28 protein-coding genes and 1 pseudogene are annotated in these 26624 nt (G+C 65.4%); 14 read left to right on the plus strand and 15 right to left on the minus strand.

What is annotated here, in order from left to right:
• Window positions 1-29 precede the first annotated feature (29 nt).
• From glnE to trmB, 5 genes are all read right to left on the minus strand, one after another.
• A complete protein-coding gene (glnE, locus tag EKK97_RS21610) occupies window positions 30-3011 on the minus strand; it encodes a bifunctional [glutamate--ammonia ligase]-adenylyl-L-tyrosine phosphorylase/[glutamate--ammonia-ligase] adenylyltransferase (protein ID WP_159555108.1) in 2982 nt (993 codons plus the stop codon).
• Window positions 3012-3085: 74 nt separating this feature from the next.
• Complete coding sequence (locus EKK97_RS21615; protein WP_159555110.1) at window positions 3086-3457, minus strand: diacylglycerol kinase; 372 nt, start codon at window positions 3455-3457, stop codon at window positions 3086-3088.
• 40 nt (window positions 3458-3497) lie between these two features.
• Window positions 3498-4859, minus strand: coding sequence for a D-alanyl-D-alanine carboxypeptidase/D-alanyl-D-alanine endopeptidase (gene dacB / locus EKK97_RS21620; protein ID WP_236551472.1), 1362 nt, complete (start codon window positions 4857-4859; stop codon window positions 3498-3500).
• Between the two features lie 136 nt (window positions 4860-4995).
• Window positions 4996-5328 (minus strand): DMT family transporter, encoded by a 333-nt coding sequence (locus EKK97_RS21625; RefSeq protein ID WP_201297153.1) that lies wholly within the window; start codon window positions 5326-5328, stop codon window positions 4996-4998.
• Entirely contained in the window at window positions 5325-6038 is a 714-nt protein-coding gene (trmB, locus tag EKK97_RS21630; protein WP_159555116.1) for a tRNA (guanine(46)-N(7))-methyltransferase TrmB, read from the minus strand. Before trmB ends, EKK97_RS21625 begins: the two co-directional genes overlap by 4 nt.
• Before the next feature lie 319 nt (window positions 6039-6357).
• Here trmB and EKK97_RS21635 point away from each other — a divergent pair, with 319 nt between their 5' ends.
• The 7 genes from EKK97_RS21635 to EKK97_RS21665 all read left to right on the plus strand — a co-directional run bounded on the left by EKK97_RS21635 (window position 6358) and on the right by EKK97_RS21665 (window position 13078).
• Window positions 6358-8235, plus strand: a complete 1878-nt coding sequence (locus EKK97_RS21635) for a beta-ketoacyl synthase (RefSeq protein ID WP_159555901.1) — start codon at window positions 6358-6360, stop codon at window positions 8233-8235.
• 84 nt (window positions 8236-8319) lie between these two features.
• Entirely contained in the window at window positions 8320-8799 is a 480-nt protein-coding gene (gene coaD, locus EKK97_RS21640; protein WP_159555118.1) for a pantetheine-phosphate adenylyltransferase, read from the plus strand.
• Between the two features lie 79 nt (window positions 8800-8878).
• Entirely contained in the window at window positions 8879-9127 is a 249-nt protein-coding gene (locus tag EKK97_RS21645; RefSeq protein ID WP_159555120.1) for a YfhL family 4Fe-4S dicluster ferredoxin, read from the plus strand.
• 155 nt (window positions 9128-9282) lie between these two features.
• Window positions 9283-10668 (plus strand): MATE family efflux transporter, encoded by a 1386-nt coding sequence (locus EKK97_RS21650; RefSeq protein WP_234287138.1) that lies wholly within the window; start codon window positions 9283-9285, stop codon window positions 10666-10668.
• Window positions 10669-10758: 90 nt separating this feature from the next.
• Entirely contained in the window at window positions 10759-12069 is a 1311-nt protein-coding gene (locus EKK97_RS21655; protein ID WP_159555124.1) for a short-chain fatty acid transporter, read from the plus strand.
• A 78-nt stretch (window positions 12070-12147) separates the two neighbouring features.
• Complete coding sequence (locus tag EKK97_RS21660; protein ID WP_159555126.1) at window positions 12148-12531, plus strand: DUF1622 domain-containing protein; 384 nt, start codon at window positions 12148-12150, stop codon at window positions 12529-12531.
• A gap of 28 nt (window positions 12532-12559) precedes the next feature.
• Window positions 12560-13078, plus strand: a complete 519-nt coding sequence (locus EKK97_RS21665) for an acyl-CoA thioesterase (RefSeq protein WP_159555128.1) — start codon at window positions 12560-12562, stop codon at window positions 13076-13078.
• A gap of 50 nt (window positions 13079-13128) precedes the next feature.
• Here the strand turns inward: EKK97_RS21665 and EKK97_RS21670 are convergent, their stop codons facing one another.
• From EKK97_RS21670 to EKK97_RS21680, 3 genes are all read right to left on the minus strand, one after another.
• Window positions 13129-13395, minus strand: a complete 267-nt coding sequence (locus EKK97_RS21670) for an I78 family peptidase inhibitor (RefSeq protein ID WP_159555130.1) — start codon at window positions 13393-13395, stop codon at window positions 13129-13131.
• 191 nt (window positions 13396-13586) lie between these two features.
• Window positions 13587-13718: an entericidin A/B family lipoprotein gene (locus EKK97_RS21675; RefSeq protein WP_159555132.1), complete on the minus strand. Its 132-nt coding sequence runs from the start codon at window positions 13716-13718 to the stop codon at window positions 13587-13589.
• Window positions 13719-13814: 96 nt separating this feature from the next.
• Window positions 13815-13952: an entericidin A/B family lipoprotein gene (locus EKK97_RS21680; protein WP_159555134.1), complete on the minus strand. Its 138-nt coding sequence runs from the start codon at window positions 13950-13952 to the stop codon at window positions 13815-13817.
• A gap of 145 nt (window positions 13953-14097) precedes the next feature.
• Between EKK97_RS21680 and EKK97_RS21685 the strand changes: the two genes are divergently transcribed.
• Complete coding sequence (locus EKK97_RS21685; protein ID WP_159555136.1) at window positions 14098-14523, plus strand: HIT domain-containing protein; 426 nt, start codon at window positions 14098-14100, stop codon at window positions 14521-14523.
• A gap of 8 nt (window positions 14524-14531) precedes the next feature.
• Here EKK97_RS21685 and EKK97_RS21690 read toward each other — a convergent pair whose 3' ends face one another.
• The 5 genes from EKK97_RS21690 to EKK97_RS21710 are packed head-to-tail and all read right to left on the minus strand — an operon-like array spanning window position 14532 to window position 17194.
• Window positions 14532-15560 (minus strand): nickel/cobalt transporter, encoded by a 1029-nt coding sequence (locus EKK97_RS21690; protein WP_159555138.1) that lies wholly within the window; start codon window positions 15558-15560, stop codon window positions 14532-14534.
• An 11-nt stretch (window positions 15561-15571) separates the two neighbouring features.
• A complete protein-coding gene (locus EKK97_RS21695; protein WP_159555140.1) occupies window positions 15572-16249 on the minus strand; it encodes a DUF1007 family protein in 678 nt (225 codons plus the stop codon).
• Window positions 16250-16284: 35 nt separating this feature from the next.
• Entirely contained in the window at window positions 16285-16647 is a 363-nt protein-coding gene (locus EKK97_RS21700) for a hypothetical protein (protein ID WP_159555142.1), read from the minus strand.
• The gene (locus tag EKK97_RS21705) at window positions 16644-16868 is read right to left on the minus strand and encodes a hypothetical protein (RefSeq protein ID WP_159555144.1); all 225 of its coding nucleotides are present in this window, start codon (window positions 16866-16868) and stop codon (window positions 16644-16646) included. The genes EKK97_RS21700 and EKK97_RS21705 overlap by 4 nt, the downstream gene beginning before the upstream one ends.
• Window positions 16865-17194 (minus strand): hypothetical protein, encoded by a 330-nt coding sequence (locus EKK97_RS21710; RefSeq protein ID WP_159555146.1) that lies wholly within the window; start codon window positions 17192-17194, stop codon window positions 16865-16867. Before EKK97_RS21710 ends, EKK97_RS21705 begins: the two co-directional genes overlap by 4 nt.
• Window positions 17195-17470: 276 nt before the next feature.
• On the opposite strand from EKK97_RS21710, the gene EKK97_RS21715 reads away from it, so the two are divergent.
• From EKK97_RS21715 to EKK97_RS21725, 3 genes are all read left to right on the plus strand, one after another.
• Window positions 17471-17944: a Dps family protein gene (locus EKK97_RS21715; RefSeq protein ID WP_159555148.1), complete on the plus strand. Its 474-nt coding sequence runs from the start codon at window positions 17471-17473 to the stop codon at window positions 17942-17944.
• 169 nt (window positions 17945-18113) lie between these two features.
• Window positions 18114-18434: a hypothetical protein gene (locus tag EKK97_RS21720; RefSeq protein WP_159555150.1), complete on the plus strand. Its 321-nt coding sequence runs from the start codon at window positions 18114-18116 to the stop codon at window positions 18432-18434.
• 130 nt (window positions 18435-18564) lie between these two features.
• Window positions 18565-19128 (plus strand): type 1 glutamine amidotransferase domain-containing protein, encoded by a 564-nt coding sequence (locus EKK97_RS21725; RefSeq protein ID WP_159555152.1) that lies wholly within the window; start codon window positions 18565-18567, stop codon window positions 19126-19128.
• Window positions 19129-19179: 51 nt separating this feature from the next.
• Here the strand turns inward: EKK97_RS21725 and EKK97_RS21730 are convergent, their stop codons facing one another.
• Both EKK97_RS21730 and EKK97_RS21735 read right to left on the minus strand, forming a co-directional pair.
• Window positions 19180-20658, minus strand: a complete 1479-nt coding sequence (locus EKK97_RS21730; protein ID WP_159555154.1) for an aminoacyl-histidine dipeptidase — start codon at window positions 20656-20658, stop codon at window positions 19180-19182.
• A 63-nt stretch (window positions 20659-20721) separates the two neighbouring features.
• Window positions 20722-22818 carry a tRNA(Met) cytidine acetyltransferase TmcA gene (locus tag EKK97_RS21735; protein WP_159555156.1) on the minus strand — a complete coding sequence of 699 codons (2097 nt, stop codon included), beginning with the start codon at window positions 22816-22818 and terminating at the stop codon, window positions 20722-20724.
• Between the two features lie 482 nt (window positions 22819-23300).
• On the opposite strand from EKK97_RS21735, the gene EKK97_RS21740 reads away from it, so the two are divergent.
• The 3 genes and pseudogenes from EKK97_RS21740 (at window position 23301) to EKK97_RS21750 (ending at window position 26292) form a co-directional block, all read left to right on the plus strand.
• The gene (locus EKK97_RS21740; RefSeq protein WP_236551319.1) at window positions 23301-24233 is read left to right on the plus strand and encodes a TRAP transporter substrate-binding protein; all 933 of its coding nucleotides are present in this window, start codon (window positions 23301-23303) and stop codon (window positions 24231-24233) included.
• Between the two features lie 219 nt (window positions 24234-24452).
• Window positions 24453-24776: pseudogene (locus EKK97_RS25170) on the plus strand (TRAP transporter small permease subunit); the annotation flags it as partial.
• 145 nt (window positions 24777-24921) lie between these two features.
• The gene (locus EKK97_RS21750; protein WP_159555158.1) at window positions 24922-26292 is read left to right on the plus strand and encodes a TRAP transporter large permease; all 1371 of its coding nucleotides are present in this window, start codon (window positions 24922-24924) and stop codon (window positions 26290-26292) included.
• Window positions 26293-26624: the final 332 nt, after the last annotated feature.

Consider the following 26624-nt stretch of genomic DNA (forward strand, 5'->3'; position numbering starts at 1 on the left):
AGGCGGGGGTTGCCGCCGGGGCCAGGGATTCATGCCGGCGGCTCCAGCAGGCGCTGCCAGGCCTCGATGACCGCCTGGCGATGGCTGTGGAATTCAGCATCGCGGCCGCGGGCGGCATCGCGGGTCAGCGAGGCGCGATGGGCGGCGCTGCGCAGGGCCAGGTAGGCTTCGCGCAAGCGCTGGCACTCCTCGGCAGGCAGACGGCCGGTACTTTCGAGGGTCTCGAGAATCCGCATGTTGTCGCTCCACTGGAGCAGTTCGGGGGTTTCGTGCCCCATGGAAAGCACCGCGAACTGGCACAGGAACTCGATGTCGACCATGCCGCCGGGGTCATGCTTGAGATCGAACTCCCCCTCCCCGGCCTTGCCGCCAAGATGCTCGCGCATCTTGCGGCGCATCTTCACTACCTCCTCGCGCAGTGCCTCGCGCTCACGCTCGCCCCCGAGGATCTCGCGCCTCACGGCCTCGAAGCCCTGCGCCAGGCGGGCATGGCCCGCCACCACCCGGGCACGCACCAGTGCCTGGTGCTCCCAGGTCCAGGCCTCGCGGCGCTGATAGTCGGCGAAGGCGTCGAGGGTAGAGACCAGCAGGCCGGCATTGCCCGAGGGGCGCAGGCGCATGTCCACTTCGTAGAGCGTGCCGGCCGGGGTCACTGCCGTCAGCAGGTGAATGATGCGCTGGCCCAGGCGGGTGAAGAAGACCGGCGTGTCGATGGGCCGCGCCCCGTCGGTTTCGCCCTGGGAATCGGCATCGTGAATGAATACCAGGTCGAGATCGGAGCCGTAGCCCAGTTCGATGCCACCCAGCTTGCCGTAGCCGACGATCAGGAACTCAGGCTCGGCCCCGGCGCGCGAGCCATCGCGACGCAGCGGGTAGCCATGCTTGCGCACCAAGTGACGCCAGGCCATGGCCAGCACCGCCTCGAGCAGCACCTCGGCGATGTAGGTGAGATAGTCGCTGACCTTCATCAGATGCCGGGTGCCAGCGATGTCGGACGCCGCGACGCGCAGCACATGGGCGTGCTTGAACACCCGCAGCGCTTCGAGATGGGCTTCCTCATCGTCCTCGGGAATGCGCCCCAGCGCCTGGCGCAGCTCGTCGGCCAGGCGCGACTTGTCGGCGGGTGTGTAGAGCGTGTCCGGCGTCAGCAGCTCGTCGAGCAGGATGGGGTAGCGTGCCAATTGCTCGGCGATCCAGGGGCTGGAACCGCACAGCCCCATCAGGTGGCTCAGCGCTTCGGGATTCTCGCGCAGCAGTGCCAGGTAGGCGGTACGCCGCAGCACCGCTTCGATCAGCGGCAGCACGCGCTCGAGTGCGGTGTCAGGGGTATCGCTTGCCGCCACGGCATCGAGCAGCAGCGGCATCAGCGCCTCCAGGCGGTCGAAGCCGATGCGCTGCATCGACTGTACCTGGCGCGACTGGCGCAGGGTCGTCAGCCGGCGCAGCGCCGTCTCGGCTTGGACGAATCCCGCCTCGGACAGCATGTCCTGCGCCTCTGCCGATTCGAGTTCGCCGCACCACAAGGAGCGCCAGTCATTGAGCGACAGGCTGTCTTCGGCCCGGCCTTCGCCAGCCTCCTCGAGTTCTTCCTCGGGATCGGCGATCACCGCATCGAAGTGCTGACGCACCCGCACGCGCACCTCCTCGAGCCTGGCCATGACCGCCGGCCAGTCCTCCATGTTCAGTGCCAGGGCAACACGCTCCCGGTCGAGATCTTCGTCGGGCAGGCTCTGGGTCTGGCGGTCTTCCAGTGCCTGCAGCGCATGCTCCAGGTCACGCAGGAAGACGTAATCGGGCTCGAGTTCGTCGACTACCTCTTGCGGCAGCAGACCAAGCGCCGGCAAGCGTGACAGGGCGGTGCGCAGCGAAGCGACCTGCAGCTCGGTGTCGCGCCCGCCACGGATCAGCTGGAAGGCCTGCACCACGAACTCCACCTCGCGGATGCCCCCCGGGCCGAGCTTGATGTTGGCCTGCATGCCACGGCGCTTCACTTCACGGTTGATCAGCGCCTTCATCTCGCGCAACGACTCGATGGCGCCGAAATCGAGGTACTTGCGATAGACGAAGGGCCGCAGGTGGCCGAGCAGCTCGACTCCGGCCCCGAGGTCGCCAGCCACCGGGCGAGCCTTGAGCATGGCGTAGCGCTCCCACTCCCGTCCCTGGTCCTGATAGTAAGCGGCCAGTGAGCTGAAGCTACCCACCAGCGGCCCGCCGTCACCCAGCGGACGCAGGCGCATGTCGACGCGAAAGGCGAAGCCGTCGGCGGTCACCGCATCCAGCGCGGCGATCAGCTTCTGTCCCAGCTTGGTGAAATACTCCTGATGCTCGAGCGACGTGCGTCCGCCCTCGGTGTCGCCCTTCTCGGGGTAGGCGAAGATCAGGTCGATGTCCGAGGAGAGATTGAGTTCGCCGGCGCCGAGCTTGCCCATTCCCAGCACCACCAGGCGCTGTTCGCTGCCATCGGCGCGCGGCGCCGGACGCCCCCAACGTGGCTCGAAATGGCGCTCGAGCCAGCCCAGCGCCCCCTCGAGACAAGCCTCGGCCAGCCGCGACACCGCCGCCGCCGTGGCCCACATGTCGATGCCGGGCGGGCGGGTCAGGTCGCGCCACACGATGCCCAGCATGCGCGCCCGACGGAAGCGCCGCAGGGCGGCATGCAGGCCCGCCTCGTCCTCGACGCTCTCCAGCCGTTCGGCCAGCCAGGCAGCCAGGGTATCGGCTGAGGGAACGACATCCAGCTCACCACTGGCATCGAGATGCTGCAGCCAGTCGGGGTAGCGCACCAGCGTATCGCCGGCGAAGTCGGAGATGGCCATGACACGGGCCAACTGGCTGCGGCGCTGCGGGGCGAGGCCCAGCCAGTTCTCCGAGGGCAGCTCCTGACCGGTCATTTCGGCCACGTTGTCGGCCCGCGCCAGACTCTCGTTCAAGCGCTGCCACACTCTCTCCAAGGCAGGCAACAGCGCATGGGGGAGCTCGTCGGCGGGCAGGAAGTCATCGGGTAGAGGCATGGCAACGCCTTGTCGCAGCTGGGTTGCCCCCAGCATAACGAAGGGTCAACGCCGCGGCACCCCGCTTGACGCGGTCAGCCGAAGAATTTTTGCCAGGCCAGCAGGCCCCAGGTCAGGCCGGCCGCGACCAGGGCCAGCATCACCGCCGCCGAACCGATGTCCTTGGCCCGCCCCGACAGCTCGTGGTGCTCGGTGCCGATGCGATCCACCACGCTCTCGATGGCGCTGTTGATCAGCTCCACGGTCAGGACCAGCAGGCAACTGCCCAGTAGCAGGATCCACTCCACCGGCCCCGAGCCGATCCACCAGGCCAGCGGCAGCAGCGGTACGCAGAGGGCCAGCTCCTGGCGGAATGCCGTCTCGTGGCGAAAGGCGAATTTGAGTCCCCTGAGCGAATATCCCGTGGCATCGATGAGATGGCGCCATCCGGTACGTGCGGGTTTCATCGTATCGCTATCCTTGACTTGCCTGGCGGAGTGGGTGACTTCAATGCGCCTCGATCATGCGCTCGAGATCCTGGGCGAGCGGATCCAGCACCTGAGCCCAGTTGAGCCAAGGCGTGGATGCGGTGCCGTTGACCAGTACCGTGAACACACCCCAGCGCCCGGAGCGGGTACGGAAGTAGCCGCTGACGGCGCGCACGGCGTAAGGCTGGTTGAGCGTGCCGGTCTTGAGCATGATGTGATCCTGGAACAGCGGCGAGCCGCGGCGGATGAAACGGGCGACCCCGTTGGACGGCGACTGGAAGCTGGCGACGAAGCTGGGAAACAGCGACGAGCGGTGGAACATGCTTTCCAGCAATACATTGGCACCGCGGGCCGAGGTGCGGTTCTCGGTGGTCAGCCCGCTGCCGCTGAGCATGACCACCGGACCATGATCGGGCAAGCCGGCCACGTAGTCCTGGATCGCTTCGCCTGCCTGCAGCAGGCTCGCCCTGGGCGTATCGACCAGGTTGAGCGCCAGCACATCGGCCATGAAGTTGTTGGAGTAGTTCATGACCTGCAACAACAGCTCCTGCAGCGGCTTGCCTTCCACTTGCGCCAGGTTGCGGGCGGAGGCAGGCGGCGCCTCGATGCTGGTGGCATAGCCCTGTCCCACCGCGATGCCGGCCTGCTCGAGCATCGCCAGCAGGGTACGCGCGGTCTGGCGGGCGGGATCGCCGCTGGCACGATAGACATCACGCGGCGCGGCGTCGCGCGCGATGTGACCGCGCAGCAGCATCACGTCGCCCTCTTCACGGGTGACGCGCTCGGCGCTGAACTCGGTGCCGCTCCCGGCCGCGCGCGTTTCGACCTGGTTGTCGATGCCCAGGATCAGCGACTGGCTGTCGCAGCTGGTGATTCGCGCCGGCTCGCCGATGGCCGCGCCCGGTGCTACGTTGACACACCAGTTGCCGTGGTTGACACCAGCCGACGACAGCAGCGCGCTGTAGCTGTTAGCGGTGCGCGACTGGGCTTCGCAGCGGTCGGTGGTGATACATTCCACCGGGCCGAAGCGCCACTGGCTGACCACCAGCCGCCCCTCTATCTCGCGCACGCCGGCCTGGTGCAGCCGCTGCGCCAATCGCCATAGATCCTCGCTGGCCAGCGCCGGGTCGCCGCCGCCGTCGAGTATCAGGTCACCACGCAGCACGCCGTTGCCATCGAGTTCGGCGGCGCTGACCAGCTTCGTGGTGAAGCGATGCTGAGGGCCCCAGCGGTCGAGTGCCGCCGCAGCCAGGTAGGCCTTGGACACCGAGGCCGGCGACAGCTGGAGTTCCGGCTCGATGGCGCCCAGCGCCTCGCCGGAACGCCCGCCGTCGCCCAGCAGCCGGGCCTCGGCGCTGATACGAAAGCCTCGCTCGGTCATTTTCTCCAGCTCGGGGAAGCCAGCTCCCGAAGCGGCGAGGGGCAGCAGCAAGCCGCAGAAGAGAGCCAGGCAGCGCAGCCTGGCAGTCACGCTTGACATCATTTCAATCAGTTCCATCGGCGCCGGAAGCGCCAGTTCAATGGGCGGAGACGCGCGAAAAAAGCTGGATCACCACCACCCCGGTCACGATCAGGCCGATACCCAGCACCGCCGGCGGGTCGGGACGCTGCCCGTATGCCAGTACGCCGACCAGGGCCACCAGTACGATACCCAGCCCGGCCCAGATCGCATAGGCGATGCCCACCGGAATGGTGCGCAGCACCAGCGACAGCATGTAGAAGGCAATCACATAACCTGCAACCACCACCAGGCTGGGACCGGGGCGGGTAAAACCGTCGGTGGCTTTTAACGCACTGGTTGCCACCACTTCCGCCACGATCGCCAGTGCCAAGTAGACGAATGCCATCAGCGCTCCTCCGTCAGGGGGCCAGGGACGAGCTCCGGGGCATGCGGTAGGTCCGCCTGCAAACGCCAGAGCGATTGACCGCTGGCATGGTACTTCCGTTCAAACGGCGTCAGGAAGTGGCCGGCCGGCTCCCAGGGCTCGACCAGGGCAACCGTGCCGGTGACCTGCTCCAGCGCCTGGGCGAACTCCTCCACGTAGAGCCGCCAGTTCGAGCGCAGCTCCAGCCGCCCACCCAGCGCCAGGATGACCGGCAGCACCGGGTGACCGTGCCAGCGCTGCTTGAGATGCGCCGACTTGGGGTAGGGGTTGGGATAGAGCAGGTAATGCCGCGCTGGCTGCCAGCCGGCGGCCAGCGCCAGGCGCCAGAAATCGACCAGATCGGCACGCACCAACAAGGCATTTTCGGCCAGCGCGCCGTGATCGCGCGAGAGCCGATCGGCACTGCGATCCACGCCGATGACCAAATGATCCTCGTAACGCGCCGCCAGCTGGCGAGTGGAGAGCCCTACACCGCAGCCGGCATCGAGGATCAAAGGGCTTTGCCCTCTGCCGCTGCGGCTCTCGTACCAGTCCTGAGCCTGTGCGAACGCCTCGCGGGTATGCTCGGCCACGGGCTTGCGCAGAGGATACCGCAAGGCGCGCTCGACGCGGCGCGCGACGTCCCGGTGCGGGCCGAGCTGGTTGGTCGCGATAGTGCGGGAAGTGGCTTGCATGGCAATCGGTTCGGCTGCTGACGAACTGGCCATTCTAGCAGCCATGGCGCGGCAGGTGAGGAGCGAAAAAAAGGCGCCCCCTATGAAAGGAAGCGCCCACATACCCACTCGTATGACTCAAACAGCAGCGCTAGCATAGCGCTTCCGGCACCCAGTTTCAAACGTATGTTTTATGCTTGCCAGCCAGAAGTTGCGGCGCACGCCCATGACGGCGTCCCGAGGCGAGTGATATGATCGTCTCCCTTATATCTACATTACCGACTCGCACGAACAGCATAACGAGGACAGCGGCTTGTCACACTTACCGGTGATCGTCGGCATGGGCGGCGTCAACGCCGCCGGTCGTACCTCAGGCCACCAAGCATTTCGTCGCACCGTGATCGACGCCCTTCCCGAAGCCGAGCAGCAAGCGCTGCTGCTCGGCCTGGCCGCTCTGATGGGCTTGGGCAGCTGTCGGGAAGGTGCCTGGTACGATGCCGCCGGGAATCCCATCGGCGCCAGCCGGCTGGCCGAGAATTGCCGCGACCAGGTGCTCGACCATACCCTGATCCGGCGCATCGAGGATCCCCGTTTCAACGACGACGGGCTGCCGGCCAATCGCCGCGCCGGTCTGGAGCTGGGGTCGGAGCTGACGTTTCGTATTCGCCGCCGCCAGTTGCCCGAGCGGCTGTCGCCGACATGGCAGGTGCGCGAGGTGGACCGCTACACCCTGGAGGTCACGGTACCTCCCGGCGAGCTCGACGTGCTGCTGCCGGAGACCCGGCCAGCCCAGGTGCGTGCCGCCGGCCAGTTGCCGAGCGGCTTCGATCCCAGCCGCTACTACCGCAGCGTGCACCATCCCCGCGGCCTGTCGATGTCGATCTTCGCCGCCAGCGACTGCCTGGCCAGCAGCGGCCTGGACTGGGAAATCCTGCGCGACCGCCTGGACCCCGACGAGATCGCCGTGTATGCCGGCAACTCCATCGGCCAGCTCGACGACGAGGGCTGGGGCGGGCTGCTCAAGAGCTTCGTGTCGGGCAATCGCGCCACCTCGAAGCAGATGCCGCTGGGCTACGGGCAGATGCCCGCTGATTTCCTCAATGCCTACGTGCTGGGCAGCGTCGGCGGTACCGGTGCAGCGCTGGGCGCCTGCGCCAGCTTTCTCTACAACCTGCGCCTGGGGGTCGAGGACATCCGCAGCGGACAGCGGCGTGCCGTGATGGTCGGTACCTCCGACGCGCCGGTGACGCCGGAGATCATCGAGGGCTTTCGCGCCATGGGCGCGCTGGCCGATGACGAAAGCCTCAAGGCGCTGGATGCCCTGGAGCTGCTCACCGACGCCGACTATCAGCGCGCCTGCCGCCCCTTCGCGCGCAATTGTGGCTTCACCATTGCCGAGGCCAGCCAGTTCGTCCTGCTGCTCGACGATACCCTGGCGCTGGAACTCGGCGCCGAGATACTGGGCAGCGTGCCGGGCGTGTTCGTCAACGCCGACGGCTGGAAGCGCTCCATCTCAGCGCCCGGCATCGGCAACTACATCACCCTGGGCAAGGCGGCCGCACTGGTACGCGACATGCTCGGCGAGACGGCGTTGCGGGAACGCACTTTCCTCCACGCCCACGGCACCAGCACCCCCAAGAACCGCGTGACCGAATCCCATGTCTTCGATCTGGTTGCCCAGGCCCATGCCATCGAGCACTGGCCGGTGGTAGCGGTGAAGGCCTTCGTCGGCCACTCCCAGGGCAGCGCCGCCGGCGACCAGCTGACCAGCGCCCTGGGCAGTTTCGCCCATGGCCTGCTACCGGGCATTCCCACTCTCGATGCGGTGGCCGACGACGTCCATGCCGAGCGGCTGAAGTTCTCTCGCGAGCCGCAACCGTTCGTGGCCGATGCCGCCTTCATTAACGCCAAGGGCTTCGGTGGCAACAATGCCACCGGCGTGGTGCTGTCGCCCGCCGTGACCGAACGCCTGTTGGTCAAGCGTCATGGCGAAGCCGCCCTCGATGCCTGGCGTCAACGGCGCGAAGCCACTCGCCGTGCCAGCCAGGCCTATCTCGCCGCGGCGGACCAAGGCCACTACGAGGTACGTTACCGCTTCGGCGAGGGCGTGCTGGAAGGACCGGAGCTCGAGGTCAACGCCACTGCCATCAGCATCCCCGGCTACGCCCGCCCGGTATCTCTCGTGGTCGACAACCCCTTCGGCAAGCTGGAAGACTGATTCGCCCCGACCGGTTCGGCGTTGTCGGCTCGGCCACGCCCGGTTACCCTGAGCCCCTCGAACGAGTCAACTGAGCGAAGCGCCATGAAAATCGCGGTCTACCCCGGCACCTTCGACCCTATCACCCACGGCCACTACGACCTGATCGAGCGCGCTTCCCTGCTGTTCGACAAGGTCGTGGTCGCCATCTCGGCCAGTCCCGGCAAGAATCCAGCGCTGGATCTCGACACTCGCATCTCCCTGGCCCGGGAGGTCTCAGCGGGGCTCGACAACGTCGAGGTGATCGGTTTCTCCGGCCTGCTCACCGACATGATGGCCGAGCAGCAGGCCCGCATCATCCTGCGCGGACTGCGCGCGGTATCAGACTTCGAGTACGAACTGCAGCTGGCCAACATGTACCGCGCCCAGGCCCCCGAACTCGAGAGCGTGTTCCTCACGCCGGCGGTGGAGAACTCCTACATCTCCTCCACCATCGTGCGCGAGATCGCCAAGCTGGGCGGCGACATTTCCCGCTTGGTGCATCCCAGGGTCGCCGAAACGCTGCGCAAGCATTACAATACCTGACCGTATTACTCGGCAATTCCCGAGCCGCTTTATCCAGGGGCACGGCCGGACGCGGCCTGCCCGATCGCGAGGTAGCCCCATGGCCCTAATGATCACCGACGAATGCATCAACTGCGACGTCTGCGAGCCCGAGTGCCCCAACGACGCCATCTCGGCGGGCGAGGAGATCTACGTCATCGATCCCAGCCGTTGCACCGAGTGCGTCGGCCACTACGACGAGCCGCAGTGCCAGCAGGTGTGCCCGGTCGACTGCATTCCCCTCGACCCCGAACGCCGCGAGACCCGTGACGAACTGATGGCCAAGTACCACCTGATTACCGCGGCCTGAGCGTACGCCAGCCCGGTCTCGTTTCCCTTCAGCGTGTGCTCGATCCCTACCCGCCCCCCATGGCCAACGCCTGACACCCCGTCACGACGCACTGCGGTTGCGTTATGTCGTTTCAGCCGCCATGCTGCTCGGTCTTTTCACCATCGGGGCACGCCGTGGCGACTCTGAACAGCGAGGCTTCCGCCCGACGCCGTATCTGGACGCTGGCCTGGCCGATCATTCTCTCCAATATCACCGTGCCCTTATTGGGGCTGGTGGATACCGCAGTGGTCGGCCACCTGCCGGATTCGCGCTACCTGGCCGGGGTGACACTGGGCGCCACCCTGTTCAGCTTTCTCTATTGGGGCTTCGGCTTCCTGCGCATGGGCACGACCGGGCTGACCTCCCAGGCAGTGGGGCGCGAGAACGACAGCGAGGTGCGCAACCTGCTGGGTCAGGCGCTGCTGTTGGCGATGGGCATCGGCGCCCTGCTGATCCTGTTCTCCCAGCCGCTGATCGCCTTGGGGCTATGGCTGCTCGACGGCAGCGAGGTCGCCACCCGGCTGGCCGCCGAGTACGCCCAGATTCGCATTCTCTCGGCCCCGGCGGTGCTGGCCAACTACGCCATCCTCGGCTGGTTCCTGGGCCAGCAGAACTCACGCGTGACGCTGGCCATCCTGGTGCTGACCAACAGCGTCAACATCGCGCTGGACCTGCTGTTCGTGGTCGGGCTCGGCATGACCAGCGACGGCGTGGCCTGGGCCACGGTGATCGCCGACTACACGGCGCTGGCCTTCGGCGCCTGGCTGGTACTGCGGCAACTGCAGCTTCTGCAAGGGCGATTCCTGCGCGAGCGGCTATTCCGTGTCGCTGCCTACGGTGAGCTGTTCCAGGTCAACGCCAACCTTTTCCTGCGCACCCTGGGGCTGCTGTTCGCCATGGCCTTCTTCACCTCGCGCGGAGCGGCGCAGGGCGATACCGTACTGGCCGCCAATGCCGTGCTAATGCAGTTCATCATGCTCACCAGCTACGCCCTGGATGGCTTCGCCCACGCTGCCGAAGCCACCACCGGACGCGCCGTGGGGCGTCGACGCTGGGATGAATTCGGCACGGCCGTACGCGCCGCCACCGAGTTCTCGCTGATCACCGCCACCGCCGCGGCGCTCGCCTTCGCTCTGGGCGGCCATCAGCTCATCGCCCTGCTGACCGGCCTTCCCGAGGTGCGCGCGACGGCCGGCGAGTACCTGCCCTGGATGGTGGCCATGCCGCTGATCGCCGTATGGAGCTACTTGCTCGATGGGGTCTTCATCGGTGCCACGGCGATTCGCGAGATGCGCAATAGCATCTTTCTTGCGCTGGCCATCTACCTGCCGGCATGGTGGCTGACCCAGCAGGCCGCCGCCCCCGATTACGTGAATCATGCGCTGTGGCTGTCGTTTCTCATCTTCACCGCGGCACGCTCACTGGTACTGGCCAGCTACTATTGGCATCATCGACGCAGCCGCTGGTGCCACCAAGCGAACGACGACACGGCACAGCGGATTCCCGACCGTCCCGTCTGAGCCGCAACACCCTTTTCATTAGGGCAAGCCGATGAGATTGCGCTATTTTTCTCAGACGCACTCAAGACAACCAGAAGAAGCGACGCCGCCATGCTAAAAACGCTTTCAAGACCCGCCGTCAAGCTGGTCGAACGCTATCTGCCGGATCCCTTCATCTTCGTGCTGCTGCTAACGCTCATTGCCGCCGCAGCCGCCATCGGCGTGGAGCGCCAGACGCCGCTGGCCGTGATGCGCTACTGGGGCGACGGCTTCTGGAACCTGCTCACCTTCTCCATGCAGATGTTGTTGATCCTGGTGACCGGTTTCATGCTGGCCAGCTCGCCGCCGGTCAAGCGCCTGCTGCAGCGGTTGGCCGGGTTAGCCAGGCACGCCGGTCACGCCATCCTGCTGGTCACGTTCGTCTCGCTGGTGGCCAGCTGGATCAACTGGGGCTTCGGCCTGGTGGTCGGTGCGCTGTTCGCCAAGGAACTGGCGCGCATGGTGCGAGTCGATTACCGCCTGCTGGTGGCCAGCGCCTACTCCGGCTTCGTGGTCTGGCATGGCGGTCTGGCCGGCTCCATCCCGCTGACCATTGCCACCGAGGGCCATTTCACCGCAGAACAAATCGGCGTGATCGGTACGGGCTCGACCATCTTCGCCTTCTTCAACCTGGCGATCGTGGTGTGTCTGTTCATTGCCATCCCGCTGGTCAACCGCGCCATGCTCCCCGACGACAAGGAGAGCGTCTACATCGACCCCAAACTTCTTGACGAGAGTCCTGCCTCACGGGTGCGTATCACGCGCCCGGCCGAGCGACTGGAGAACAGCGTCACCCTCGCCTGGCTGGTCGGCATCCCAGGGGTGATCTTCCTGCTCGATCACTTCGCCCTGCGCGGCGGCGGCCTGAACCTCAACATCGTCAACTTCATGTTCCTGTTTCTGGCCATCGTGCTTCATCGCACTCCGCGCAGCCTGCTGGAGAGCCTCAACGAGGCGATCAAGGGCGGCGCCGGGATCGTCATCCAGTTCCCCTTCTATGCCGGCATCATGGCGATCATGGTGCAGTCGGGCCTGGCAGAGACGATGTCGGAAGCACTGATCTCCTTCGCCACCGAAGCCTCCCTGCCGTTCTGGTCGTTCATCAGCGCCGGCATCGTCAACTTGTTCGTGCCCTCCGGTGGCGGCCAGTGGGCCGTTCAAGCCCCGGTCATGCTGCCGGCGGCCGAGGCACTCGGCGTGGACGTCTCGCGCGTGGCCATGGCCGTCGCCTGGGGCGATGCCTGGACCAACCTGCTTCAGCCGTTCTGGGCCCTGCCGGTGCTGGCCATCGCCGGACTGAAAGCCAAGGACATCATGGGCTACTGCCTGATCCAACTGGTCATCACCGGTGTGATCATCTCAATAGGCCTGACCTGGTTCTGACGACTAACCTGATGGGAATCAATCCTCCCGGCCCCGGCACTTGCCGGGGCCATCGTCATCTCAACCGCGAGGGTCGTCATGCCGCTGTTCCTGGACGGAATCGACACCATTGCCCTGATCATCGAAGTACTGGGCGTCGCTATCATCGTCGGCGGCTTCGCCATTACCTCCTGGCGCTTCCTGCACCATCGCATGTTCCACGAGCAGCGTGCCTTCATGCACTATCGTCACGGCATCGCCCGCTCGCTCATACTGGGGCTGGACTTCCTGATCGCCGGCGACATCATCAAGACGGTCATCATCGTCAATACTGGCCAGCAGGTCGCCACTCTGGGGGTGATCGTGCTGATCCGCGCCTTCCTGGCCTTTACCCTGCACGTCGAGGTGGAGGGACACTGGCCATGGCAGGACAGCCGTTACAAGAACGCGTCGAGCAATGGCCGGCGCGACACAAACGATTGAACCAGTACGATTGAAAAGGTATTCGCCCATGGCCGATTCCGGCAGCCTGCCCCATGACTTTCCCGGCCAGCACGAACTGAGCATGACCGTGCTGATGACGCCCGACATGGCCAACTTCAGCGGCAAGGTACATGGCGGTGCCATTCTCAAGAAACTCGATGAAGTGGCCTACGCCTGTGCCAGCCGCTACTCGGGCCACTACGTGGTGACCCTGTCGGTCGATCAGGTGCTGTTCAAACAGCCGATTCACGTCGGCGAGTTGGTCACCTTCCTCGCCAGCGTCAACCACGTGGGGCGCTCCTCGATGGAGATCGGCATCAAGGTGGTGGCCGAGAACATCCGCGACAAGGTGATTCGCCATACCAATAGCTGCTACCTGACCATGGTCGCCGTAGACGCCAATGGCCAACCGGCGCCGGTGCCGCCGCTCAAACTGGAGACACCGCTGCAGAAACTGCGCTTCGAAAAGGCGGCGTTGCGCAAGAAGCTACGCAAAGAGGCCGAGGAGGCCGAGCGCCGCGCCCAGGAAGAGCACGGCGGACGTTAAGCGAAGGAGTCGCGACTCGCCTGGCGTGACGCGAGGAGTGGCGAGGGCGATCAGCCGCAGCCGATCTGGGTAATGGTGTCGTTATCGTCGACATGAACGTTGATGCGGTCGCCGCGGTACTCCATGGTGTAGGCGTGCCCAGGGCGAATGACACGCAGCGTGGCGGCACCGCTTTCACGGCGAATCGATTCGCCCAGCGCTTCGTCATAGTGCCGGCCGATTCGGTCCTGGACGCGCTGCGCCCCACAGGCATCCTCCTGTTCGCTGACCTGGGGCGGTTTCGGGGCGGGCTCATGGGAGGAATTGGAATTCGACATGGGCGTACAACCTGCAAATAGCGTCAGGCCAACGGAAACCAGGCACCACCTGAACGGGCTTACCATGCGTCAAAGTCTCGCTGCAATGGAAACGGAATGAGATGAACGGGATGAAATAGGAAGAGGAATATCAGGCAGCACACGGGGAGACTGCCAGGTCACCCGCATGCTGCCAGGCCGGACCACACGAATTAGCTGGCGGCGTCCTGCACGTGCTGTCCGCCGCGCTCGACGTCCTCGCCGGCACCTTCCATGGTGTTGCAACCCGCCAGGGCGCCGGCGGTCATCAGCAGAGCAAAACTCAGGGCAATTGCTTTCTTCATGGTCGTATCTCCTTGAAACGATATTGGGAAATCCATTCCTTTCCGTGAAGCAATGGCCACTTAAGCGTAACAGCCCTCCGCCGCTTTGCATAACCGCTAATACGATGACGACTGCCGCTGGATCGCCTCACCGCCCTGTTCGATATCCTCGCCCATGCCGCGCATGGTATTGCACCCGGCAAGCAGCGATAGTCCCATCAGGACCGCCAGCACCAACAACAATGGCCGTTTCATGTTCGCCTACCTCCTTTCCAACTGGACTTCTCTCTCACTCTAGCCTCACTGTAGCCGCTGTCGAGGCGCTTCGCTTGCCTCCCAACGGGCACGTTGTGCCGGGTTATGTCATGATGATTGCGTTGTCATCGATAGGAGAGGGAGCATGTCGTCAGTACGCTTGGATGCCCGCCTGGCCCAAGATAGCTACCCGGTCGCGGAACTGCCGCTGTGCCAACTGCGGCTGATGGATGACGCGCGCTTCCCCTGGCTGCTCCTGATCCCGCGTCGCCCCGATGTGAGCGAGGTCTTCGACCTCGACGAGGCCGACCGGCGGCAGCTATGGCACGAAGCCAGCGAGGTGGGACGCATGCTCAAGGCTCTGACCCAGGCCGACAAGATCAACGTGGCCAACCTGGGCAACGTGGTGGCCCAGCTGCACGTTCACGTCGTTGCCCGGGTACGCGACGATGACGCCTGGCCGGGGCCGGTATGGGGCCACGGCCAGGCCAGGCCCTATGACCTGAATGAGCTGGCCGGCATGCGCGATCACTTGCTGGCGCGGCTCGACGGGCTCAATCTGCAGCCATGAGGGTTGGTTCAACCGCCGAAAGGATGACCACCAGGGGGTGACGCGCGCTCAGCCGGCGCGCTGCGTGCCGGCGGCTCTCCCAGCAGCGGTGCCGAGGTGGGTTGCGTCACGCCGGTGACGGAGAGCGAGATGCCCAGTGCCATGATGGCGAGCCCGCCACCCAGCGCAGCCCAGCTCAGCAGACGACCGGCCCGCTGCATGCTGTTCTGCTTCATCAGCTGTCGCTCGGCCCAGCCGCGCGCAAAGACGCTCGCCAGCGCCAAGCCCGAAACGGTCAGCGCCGTACCCAATGCCATCACCATCACCGCCGCCACCCCAACCGCGAACTGGCCCAGCAGGGTAGCCGCGCCCAGCAGCAGCACGCCGCCGCTGCAGGGACGAATCCCGATGGTGACCACCGTAGCCAGCGCAGTGCGCCAATCGGTGGCCTGATTCGGCTCGACGTGGTGGTGGCCGCCACAGCAATGATGATCGTGGCCATGCGAGTGCCCACGGGCATGATCGTGCTGAGCCGCCCGACTCACGGGCGAACGGCGTAGCTGACGAATCGCCCGCAGGGCGAGCCAGGCCCCCAGGATGGTCACCATCAGGAAGCTGGCCTGTTCGACCCAGGCGACGCTGCCCATTGCCTGGCGGGTCACCCAGCCCAGGCCATGCACCAGCACCACCACCAGGCCGATGGCCACCAGCCCCTGCAGCAGCGAGGCGGCCACGGAGAGCAATAGTGCCCGGCGCACCGCACCGCCCTGGGAGAGCAAATAAGTGGTCAGCACTGCCTTGCCATGCCCTGGACCGGCGGCATGAAAAACCCCGTAGCCGAAGCTGACGCCCAGCAGTGTCGCCCAGGCAGCCGTCGTGGGTGCGCCGGAGAACTGAGTGATGGCCATGGTCAGGGCCCGGTGGAAATCACGCTGCCACGCGACCAATTGCAGGCTCAATGACTGCAGCCCGCCCTGGCTGAGGAACAGCAGCGCCAAGGCGGCAGCCGCCAGCAGACAGAGCCCGACCAGCCATGCCCTGGCAGGGGTTCTTGTCATCGCTCTTGCTTTCACTCGCATTTCACCACTCCGGTCTCGGCAAAATGTCGTCCCAGCCCAGGCTCGGCCTCGTCGTCCACATCGAGCATGGCCGCCTGCATCACCAGTTCGGGATCGGGGTCGGCAGGCATGATGCGGGTGCTGCATTGCACCGCACCGCTTATCGTCAAGGCGTCTTCCTGCGGTGTATCGCCCTCCGCTTCGTGCACCACTTCCAGATAGTAGGTGGGGTCGAACACCTGGTACTGCAGCGTCTCCTCATTCAGCGGCTGGGCCTCGTCCAGCGGCAGAAGAAAGACGAACTCCACCCGGCCGCCACGCTCCATCACGGTGTACTCGTTCACTTCGCCGAAGCTCAGCTTGTCGTCGCCCAGACGCGCCTCGGTAAAGAAATCGAATGGTGCAAGATTGCCGCGGATCTCGCCTCCCAGGCGATCGAGTCCCGCCTCCAGTCCGCCTTCGCCGCGGCTCAGCTCCTCGAGCAGCACCAGACTGTAGAAGGGGTCCATGCGCCAGGCTTGGTGCAGCGCTTCGAGCCGCCCCTGCTCGTCGACGATCAGGCGCATACGGATGTCGATCCAGCCGTGCGGGTGGGCCAATGCCCACCCCGGCAACAAGACGAGAACCCACATAATCGGCAGCCGGGCGCGACGCACTCCGGCACTGAACAGGCAAAGCAAGCGAGTCATATCGCTACAGATCTCTCATGATGGCTCAGACGTAATCAACGCGGCGCCAGCCCCAGCCGGCGCTGTAGCTCGGCCAGCAGCGGATCGAGCAGATGTGGCGGCAGCGGCCTGCTGCCCTGGGTTGCCGTCAGGGAGGCTCTGGCCCCCTGCCCCTCGGGAGTGATCGAGGCCCGGACCCGATAGCCCGGCCAGCGTGCCAGTACCGCCTCGACGCGCCCAAGCTCGGCATCGGCGTGGCGGATCACATAGCCCTCTTCCATCAGCAGACCGACGACTTCGCGCAATGTCGTTTCGGGCGCTGCCGCCAGCGCCAGTTCACGTGGCTCGGGTTGTTGTTGAGGAGCGGCGCAGCCCGACAACGTGAAGAGCAGCAACATGATGACCAAGCTACGCATCATGGCGTCTCCCTCGTTGCGGCGACCCGCATGGCCTGGCGCAGCGAACCACAGAAGGCGGCATCGCTACCGCTGCGCGTTTCGCGCAGTTCGCCCCGCCAGTCGATGACCTGAATGTCGCGACTGACGCGCACCCAACCCGGATCGGCGACTACCGAGACACGTTCGAGTTGAGTGGCATCCTGCGTGATACTGCCACCGGCACCGCCGAAGCCGATCATCACACCGGTGGAGACGCGCCGGCCGCCGCCCAGACCCACACCGCCAAAGAAGCCGGTACGCTCCCAGCTGTCGTAACGGTCGCCATAGCCCGGTATCGTCCGGGTACGCTCGGCGCTGACCAGCCCAGCGCCAGCTCGGTATCACGAACCACGAAATCTTCCGCTTCCAGCGCATCGAGGGCACGTCGCACCCACTCGCGAGGCTCGACGTCGCCGGCCTCCCAGCGACACTCAGCGGCGGGGCGCGGCTCTGCGGAAGGCAGTGTCGTCGGCGTCGCCTGGCAACCGGCCAGCAAGGCCAGGCCGGGTATCATCCACCACAGGCGCATGGGATTCTCCTGTTCGTCCTTGGGCGCAGTCTACGCGGCCCAGCCCACCTTGCAAGGCATTGCCGCCGTTCTTGAGAGTCTCGCAGGGCCTACGGGTTCCCGACCGGGCGAGCCCCGGCGCCGCGGCACGAACGCCTACCCGCCTTGACAGCAGAGGCCACGGCCAGGTCATCATGCACACAGCCTATCGCAACCATGGCCAGATATTGCTTAAGCAATGACCGACGAGGCCATAGACTAACCGCAACCGACACGCACGCGAAAAGGAGTACGCGCATGAGCGATACCAACGCCATCGGCCTGCATCAGAACAGCGCCAGCCAGCTTGCCGAAAAGCTCAACGTTCTGCTGGCCAACTACCAGGTCTTCTACATGAACGTTCGCGGTTACCACTGGAACGTGAAAGGTCCTCAGTTCTTCGAACTGCACGCCAAGTTCGAGGAGTTCTATACCGATCTGTTGACCAAGGTCGACGAAGTGGCCGAGCGCATTCTGACCCTGGGGCACAAGCCGGTGCACGCCTACAGCGACTACGTTGCCATGGCGCAAATCGGCGAGGACAAGGACGTACATGACGGCGAAGCCTGCGTACGCGGCATACTCAAGGGATATCAGACCCTGATCGAGCTGCAGCGCGATCTGCTGGCAGCGGCCTCGGACGCCGACGACGAAGGTACCGCCTCCCAGGCCAGCGACTATATCCGCGAGCAGGAGAAGACGGTCTGGATGCTCAACGCCTACCTGGGCTAAGAGGCCTGCCGGCCGGCAACACAGAGAAGAATGAGGGGGAGCGCACGGCGACCCGGAACACAGCGGCATAGTCGAACAGTGTTCACTATGCCCGCTTTTCACCACTATAATGGAATGAGGGAAAAGAAGGGGTGACCGGAACGTGTCGTAGGCACTCGAGGAGACCCCCATGAAACGCTTACTCTTTACCGCCCTGGTAGTCGCCTTGTCGCTGCCCTTCTCCATGTCGGCAAGTGCCGACCATGGCAGACATGCCGCACATGGCACCCAGATTCATCATCACCACTACTATGCGCGCGACAATCGCAGCAAACCGCCGAAGCATCGTCGCCATTATCGCGCCCACCATCACTCGCGCCCCGCCCGTCGCGTCGTGGAGCATCACTATTACGGCCCTCCTCGATATGACCACTACTACCGAGGCCACACCGATGTCCCACTGGTGACCGTAGGGGGCTATCCCGTGGTTCGCATCCAGGTCAACCACTGACGACTCTCACATACCTCTACATCGAGTCACGGTCCGATACCCCACTGCCCTTGTCTTCGGCCCTTGCCGTCTTAAGGTGATAAGGGGGAGTGATTCCCATGTCCTCGCACAAGGAGCAAGGAGGTAGCGAATGAGCGAGAAGCTGAAAGGCAAGACCGTCGCCATCCTGGCCACCGACGGGTTCGAGGAATCGGAGCTCAGCGAACCCAAGGCGGCTCTAGAGCGCGAGGGGGCCACGGTCCACGTAGTCGCACCGGACAAGGACAGCATCCGTGCCTGGGCGAAAACCGACTGGGGCCCTTCCTATGACGTCGACCGCCGCCTCGAGCAGGCCAACGCCGACGACTACGATGCGCTGGAACTGCCCGGCGGTCTGTTCAATCCCGATGCATTGCGCCAGAACCGCCAGGCGCTCGAATTTACTCGGCGCTTCTTCGAGGCGCAAAAGCCGGTCGCGGCGATCTGCCATGGCCCCTGGGTGCTGATCAATGCCGGCGTGGCCAAGGGCCGCCGCATGACCTCCTATCCTTCAGTGGAGCAGGACCTGCGCAACGCCGGAGCCGAGTGGGTCGACCAGGAGGTCGTGGTCGACAGCGGACTGGTCACCAGCCGCAAGCCCGACGACCTCGAGGCCTTCTGCAGCAAGCTGATCGAGGAGATCGCCGAGGGCAAGCACAGCCGCCAGCACGCCTGAGCCGCGTGCTACCGCCGCTCGCCCAGGCGAGCGGCACTTCACGTGCCGGCGCTAGGCGCCGGCCGCCGCCGTATCTCCGGCCAGATCTGCGATCAGCGCCCGCAGCAGCGTCCAGAACTCCTCCACCGAACTCAGCTCGACCCGTTCGTCGGGCGAATGCGCGCCACGAATCGAAGGCCCGAACGAGATCATCTCCAGATCGGGATACTTGCCGGCCAGAATGCCGCACTCGAGCCCGGCGTGGATGACCTTTACCGCCGGTTCGCTGCCCAGGTGCCGGCCATGCAGGCGGCGGAAGCGCGCCAGCAGGGCACTGTGCGGAGCGGGTGTCCAGCCCGGATAAGCGTTCTCGACCCGGGTGCGTGCACCGATGAGATCGAACAGGCCATGGAAGCGATCGGCCATGTCCTCCACCGCGCTGTCCCGCAGCGAGCGCACCAGGGCGCAGAGATGGAAGCGCCCCTCGGCGAGACTGACCACACCCAGGTTGTTCGAGGTTTCCACTACGCCCGGCACCTCGCTGCTCATGCGCTCCACGCCATAGGGAGCCACATTGAGCGCCGCCAGCAGCATGCGGCTGGCATGGGCATTGAGTGCCTGGACAGGTGCCGTCTCGAGCGGTGCCAGGGCAAGCGCCAACCCCTCGTCGACCCCAGCCAGTTCGGCGCGCAGCACCTGCTCCAGCGCCGCCACGCGACTCTTGGCGGCGGCAACTTCCTCTACCGGCAATACCAGGGTGGCGAAGGCCTCGCGCGGGATGGCGTTGCGCAGGGTACCGCCACGATAGTCGACCAGGCGGATATCATAGGACTCCAGCGCCCTCAGCACCCGCACCAGCAGGCGGTTGGCGTTGCCGCGGCCACGATGGATGTCGATGCCGGAATGCCCTCCCACCAGGCCGGTCAGCGCCAACTGCATGCCGACCTCATCCGGTCCCACGTCGGCCGTGGGCAGTTGGGCCTCCACCACGATGTCGGCACCGCCGGCACAGCCGATGAACACCTCGCCGCGATCTTCCGAGTCCAGGTTGAGCAGCACGTCGCCCTCGAGCCAGTTCTCCGCCAGCTGCAGGGCACCGCCCATGGAGCTCTCCTCCTCGAGGGTGAACAACGCCTCCAGCGGACCGTGAACCAGCCCGTCGTCTTCGAGAATCGCCAGCGCCGCTGCCACGCCGAGACCATTGTCGGCCCCCAGCGTGGTATGCCGGGCACGCAGCCAGCCATCCTCGACGTAGGTCTCGATCGGGTCTCGAGTGAAGTCGTGGGGGTGATCGGCATTGGCCTGGGCCACCATGTCGAGATGCCCCTGCAGGATGACGCCGGGGGCGCCCTCCTTGCCGGGCGAGGCCGGCTTGCGAATGCGCAGGTTGCCATAGTCGTCGCGGTCGTGGGCAAATCCATGCCGCTCTGCCCAGTGCTGGAGAATGGCCACCAGCTCGGCCTCATGTCCGGATGGCCTGGGCGTGTTGCACAGGGTGCGGAAGTGACGCCACAGGGGCTGCGGTGCGAGTTGCTCGAGATGTTCGTTCATGATCTGTCTGCATGGGGATAACCGGGCTACCTTACCGGGCCGCGGGCGCCGGGAAAAGCCCGCTCAGGACAAGGCCGAATCGCCCTCGAGCAGCCGCGCCACGGCATCGCGCAGGCATTCCATGACCTGACGCCGCCCGCTGACGCCGGCACGGGCCGCCAGCCAGGCCGTGTCGCGCCCCTGAAAGGCCCAGGCGACGAGCCAGGCAAGCTCGGATTCATGGCGTCCCGCCACCGCCGCGCGGCGCACCAGCCCCTGCAGGGCGGGGCGCGCAAGTGCTGGCTCGCGCCGGCCGAAGGCGACGTCGGCGGCATCACGATACTCGCCTGCCTCCAGCAGCGGGCTCGGCCCCTCGGCCAACAGCGCCAGCGCCACTTCGGGGTCGAGCGTCGCCAGTTCGAAGGCCAGCAGGGTGGGCAACTGCCGCTGGAAGTGCGCCGCCAGTTCCTCGGCCAGTGCCTCGCCATGGGTACCAAGAGGCGCGACGACCATCACGGCATGCTCGCCGGTGGAAGTCTCCCGTGACAGCCCCAGCCGCACCGTGCGAAAGCCCAGCGCCTGCCAGAAGGCCAGCAATCCCGGCTCGGCACCGAAGCTGGCCCCCAGCAGGTCGATGCCGGTATTGCGCGCGGCGTTCCGCTCGTGCTCCAGCAGCCTTCGGCCCAGCCCCTCGCGGCGCCGCTGCGGATGTACCGCAATGCGCTGCACGCGGCGCAGGCGAGCCGTCAGTGCCGCCCGCGAGCCGGCATGGGCCGCCAGCGACTGTGCCAGCAAATGGCCAGGCAGACGCCGCTCGCCAAGCGCCACCCGCTCTGCCAGCTCGGGTTCGAAGCCGCCCTCATCGGCGCATACGGCCACGGCCTGGGTGTGGCCGCCAGCCGCCAGGGTCACGATACGCAGCGCCGGTTCGTCGAGCAGGCGCTGCAGGTCGGCCGGCGTGGTGCGGTAGTGCGCCTGTACCAACAGGCCGAAGATGCCACGCAGGGCGGACTCGTCGGCGCCCAGCGCCTGACGCTCCCAATGCGTGACCTCGAGCCCCGCGGCACTCATCGCCGGCGGGGGCTCGGCATCGAGCAGCAGCAGGTCGCTGACAAGCCGCTCGAGCGGGTCGCCTGCCGTCCAGCGCACCGGCGCCGAGAGATGAAACTCACGCCACTCCGGGGCCTGCCGCTCGAGCCGCTCACGAAAACGCAGGGCGAACCCGCGCCCGGAGCCCTCGTAACCATGCACGGTGGTCGCGAAGGCAATGCGCGGAAAGGCCGCGAGCCACTGCCCCAGCATGGCTGCGGGAATCGCAGCGGCCTCGTCTACCAGCAGCCAGCTGCCCTGACCACCCATCTCGCCGCTTTCGACCCTGGCACTCAGCTCGTCGGGCGCGACGAACTCGACGCGCCCGCCGTGCGCCTCGCTGAATCGGTTGCCCTGGCGCCGCCCTTGTGGGCACAGCACCTCGAGACGCTGAAACAAGGCCTCGACCGCTTCCGATCGCGGTGCCGTGACCCAGATCTCGTGCCTCGCCGAACCCAGCAGGCGCGCACAGGCGATACCGAGCGCCGCCGTCTTGCCCCGCCCACGATCGGCGGTGAGCACCAGCGGACGCCTTCGCCGCAGCCTGACCAGGCGCCGGACCGCCTCCGCCTGGTCAGAAGTCAGACAGTCGGAATCGCCACTCTCTTCTTCACGCCGCGGCGGATCGGCGGGCAGCTCGGGCAGCTGCGGGGGGCTGCCGGGCATCCACCGCGCGACACCGCTCGCATGCACCAGTCGTTCCAGCAGACGGGTCATGTAACGGCTGGAGGTAGCGCCGCCTGGCGGTGTCAGCAGCACCAGCAGTCCACCGGCGCGCAGGGTGCCGCTCAAGGCGCCGAAGGCATCCGCATCGAAGTCGCCTTCCGTTACGGCATCGAAGACGATCAGGTCGTGCTCGAGGCCCAAGCGGGTGCGGGCCTTGTCCGGCGGCAGCCATGCCTGGGGCTCGATGTCCTCGGGTTCGGCGAGAGATACCCAACGGGGCGACGTCCAGGCCCGGGCTTGCCACAGGGCAGCGGCTTCACGGCGTGCCGTCCCGGCGGCCGAGGGCAGCCATACCAAGCCGCGCCAGCCAAGCGTCTCAATTTGGTCAGACCAATTTAAAATAGCTTTTTGCCCCTTGTCCCTCACCGCTCTCCCCTACGCTTACCATGCCCTTTCCATGCCCCTGGCTGCCAGCATCTCGTTAACAATTGGTCGCACACCCCAGGCCTAGAAAAAGCGTGAACAGCCTAAACATTAGCCTCTTATCTCGCAGAGTTAACGACTTTTCACGACAATTGGCGACTGGTCCTACCAGTTACGCCACAGCTGAATTTTACTTAGCTGCACATCATTACTCATGGATTTTGGTCTTACCAATTTTCCACTTGTTGTCTTCCGCGTAAAAGCGTGGCTAATTCGGCGCTTGGAATAGGCCTTTCCTAGAACAACACCGTCACAACAAGTGGAGTCGCGTCTATGCAAGCCTCATCTGGCCTCAAGGTGGCCGGTACGACAGCCGCCGTCATTCTGGCCGGTGCCGCTCTGGCAGGCACCGCCAACGCCCAGGAGCGTGTACGCTGGCAAGTTCCCATCGCCTTTCCGTCTCACCTGGTTGGCCTGAGCACCCGGTGGTGCACCTCTCCGAAACACTGGAAGCCATCTCAGGCGGTAACATCAACCTGCGATACTACGAGCCGGGCGAGCTGATTCCGCCCTTCGAGATTCTCGATGCGGTCTCGGAAGGACGCTACCCAGCCGGCTATACCTGGATCGGCTACGACCAGGGCAGCATTCCGGTGCTGCCGCTGCTGTCGGGTCCGCCATTCGGCATGGAGCCCCCCGCCTTCATGGCCTGGCACTATTTCGGCGATGGCGACGCCCTGCTGCAGGAAGTGTACGAGCCTTATGGCGTGAAGGCACTGCTGTGCGGGGTCATCGGCCCTGAAGCGGCCGGCTGGTTCGCCGAACCGCTCGAATCCCTCGACCAGATCGATGGCCTGCGCATCCGCTTTGCCGGTATCGGCGGGCGAGTGATGGAAGAACTCGGCGCCTCCGTCACCATGCTGCCCGGCGGCGAACTCTACCAGGCCATGGAGCGCGGCACGATCGACGCCACCGAGTTCTCCGCCCCCGCGGTCGATCGCATCCTGGGCATGCAGGAGATCGTCCAGAACTACGTCATGCCCGGTTGGCATCAGACCTATACGACCTCGCACTTGCTGGTCAACGAAGCGACCTGGAACGAACTCTCCGACCTGAGCCGCGCCCAGATCGAGACCGGCTGCCGCTCCGCCACGCTGTTCGGTTTCTCCGAGAGCGAGTGGGAGAACCCGCAAGCGCTGGCCGGGTTCGAGGCCGAGGGTGTCAACGCCCAGACGCTGTCGCCCGAGATCCTCGCCGAGCTGGAAGCCGTCACCCTGCGGGTACTGGACGGAATGGCCGGAGAAAACGACCTCTTCGCCCGCGTGCTGGAGAGCCAGCGTGAGTGGATGCAGGTCCATGGCAACTGGCATGCCAAGGGCTATCTGCCACGCGTCTACTACGCACCCAAATCCAACTGATCGTCACTGGTGGCCGCCGGAGGCAAACCTCCGGCGGCCCTGCCGGTTTACGGCAACGAGAGGCCACTCGATGTCTACGCCCCACTCCGATCCAATCTCGGACAATCCCATACGCTCCCACCGGAGCTGCCCACGAACCGTGTGAGCCATGTCGTGGACTCCGCCATTGCGGTACTCGGCAAGGGGCTCTCCTGGCTGTGGCTGGCCACGCTCGCCGTGGTGCTTGCCAATGTCTTCAGCCGCTTCATCCTTGGGCGCGGCTCCATCGCCCTGGAAGAGCTTTCCTGGCACTTCTTCGGCGCCACCATGATCCTCACCCTCGCTTATGCCGTGGTCACCGACGATCACGTGCGCGTCGATGTGCTGCGCGAGCGTTTCTCCCTGCGCTTCCAAACCTGGGTCGAGCTGCTGGGCATCGTGCTGCTGGTACTGCCGGTGCTCTACTTCATGGTCGATGGCCTTGCCGAATACGCTTACCGCTCCTTCGAGCGAGGCGAGCGCTCACAGGCTCCGAGCGGCCTGCCCTATCGCTTCATCATCAAGAGCGCACTCCCCCTGGGCATCGCGCTGATCGCCCTCGCCCTGTCGTCACGGGCACTGCGCTGCTGCACCTATCTCTTCGACTTCCCCGTAGGCTGCCGCTGCGCCGCCCGGTGGACCATCGCTGACACGCTGAGCGAGGATCGACATGGGTCTGCAAGAAATTCTCGTCATCGGCATGTTCGCCGGCTTCATGGGACTGTTGCTGCTGGGCTTCCCCGTGGCCTGGGCACTGGCCGGCATCGGCTTCCTCTTTGCCGTGATCGGCCACGTGCTGGTCGAAACCTTCAATGCCGACCTCTGGTTCAGCTGGGGCGGCACCATCGGGGTGCTCGACAGACGCCTCTACGGCATCGTCGCCAACGAGCTGATGGTCGCACTGCCGCTGTTCATCTTCATGGGGATCATGCTCGACCGCTCCGGCATTGCCGAGCGATTGATGAACTCTCTGGTTCGCGTACTGGGCGGGCTGCGTGGCGGCTATGCGGTCACCGTGGTCATCGTCGGCGTATTGCTGGCTGCCTCGACCGGCATCGTCGGCGCCTCGGTGGTGCTGCTCGGCATGCTGTCGATCGGCCCCATGCTACAGGCCAAGTACGACAAGACGCTTGCCGTCGGCACTGCTTGTTCAGTAGGCACGCTGGGCATTTTGGTGCCCCCGAGCATCATGCTGGTACTGATGGCGGATCGCCTGGGCACTTCGGATGCCTCGGTCGGCCGGCTGTTCATGGGCGCCCTGATCCCCGGGATTATGCTAGGCGTGATGTACGTCGCCTACATCCTGATCGCCGCCTACCTGAAGAAGGACTTGGCCCCCGCGCCGGAGAATCGCGAACCGCTCACACTGCGGGCGCTGTGGGGGGTAATGCTGGCGGTGCTGCCGCCCATGGCGCTGATCGTGGCCGTGCTCGGCTCCATCTTCATGGGTATCGCCACCACTACGGAAGCCTCAGCGGTAGGCGCACTGGGGGCAACGCTACTCGCGCTGTGCAATCGCCGCCTCAACGCCGATATCGTCTCCAAGGCCCTTTATCAGACCACCCGCACCACGGCGTTCATCTTCGGCATCTTCGTCGGCGCCACCATCTTCGCCGTGGTACTGCGCGGACTCGGCGGCGACGACGTCATCCGCCATGCCATAACCGGGCTGCCCTTCGGTCCTGCCGGGGTGGTACTAACGATCATGCTGGCAGTATTCCTGCTCGGTTTCTTCCTCGACTGGGTCGAGATCACGTTGATCATCCTGCCGCTGGTCGCCCCGGTGGTCTTCAGCCTGGGGGTCGACCCGGTATGGTTCGCCATCCTCTTCGCCATCTGCTTGCAGACCTCGTTCCTGACGCCGCCGGTGGGGTTCGCCCTATTCTACATCAAGGGCGTTTGCCCACCCGGCATCAGCACGCTCGACATCTACAAGGGCGTGGCCCCCTTCGTGGCGCTGCAGCTGCTAGGGCTATGCCTGGTGTTCTTCTATGAGCCGCTGGCGACATGGCTCCCCACCCGGATCTACAGCGGAGGCTGATGACAGCGCGGCGCCCAGGCCGGGCGCCGCCTCATTGCAGCGCTATATGGATAGACTTTGGTCTAGCAACCAACCGCGACACTCCCCCTGCCATCGTGCCGTTCCGGCGCGACTTTGCCTTGCAATACAGGCACATCTATTTGTCCATTTTCTTAATTAAACGTAACCGATAACCAGCGCCGCCGTCTGCGAGCCGCTACCCTAGCCAAGGCAGACTATCGATTCCGGTCATGCCTGCATGCTAGCTTGTCGATGTTTGCCGATCGGTCAACCCGGCGATCCCGGAGTCCGTGGCGCTTCCGGACGCGCCGCTTCGGCATGGCTCTTCTCTT

It is taken from the genome of Billgrantia tianxiuensis, from assembly GCF_009834345.1.
Classification (GTDB): Bacteria; Pseudomonadota; Gammaproteobacteria; order Pseudomonadales; family Halomonadaceae; genus Halomonas; species Halomonas tianxiuensis.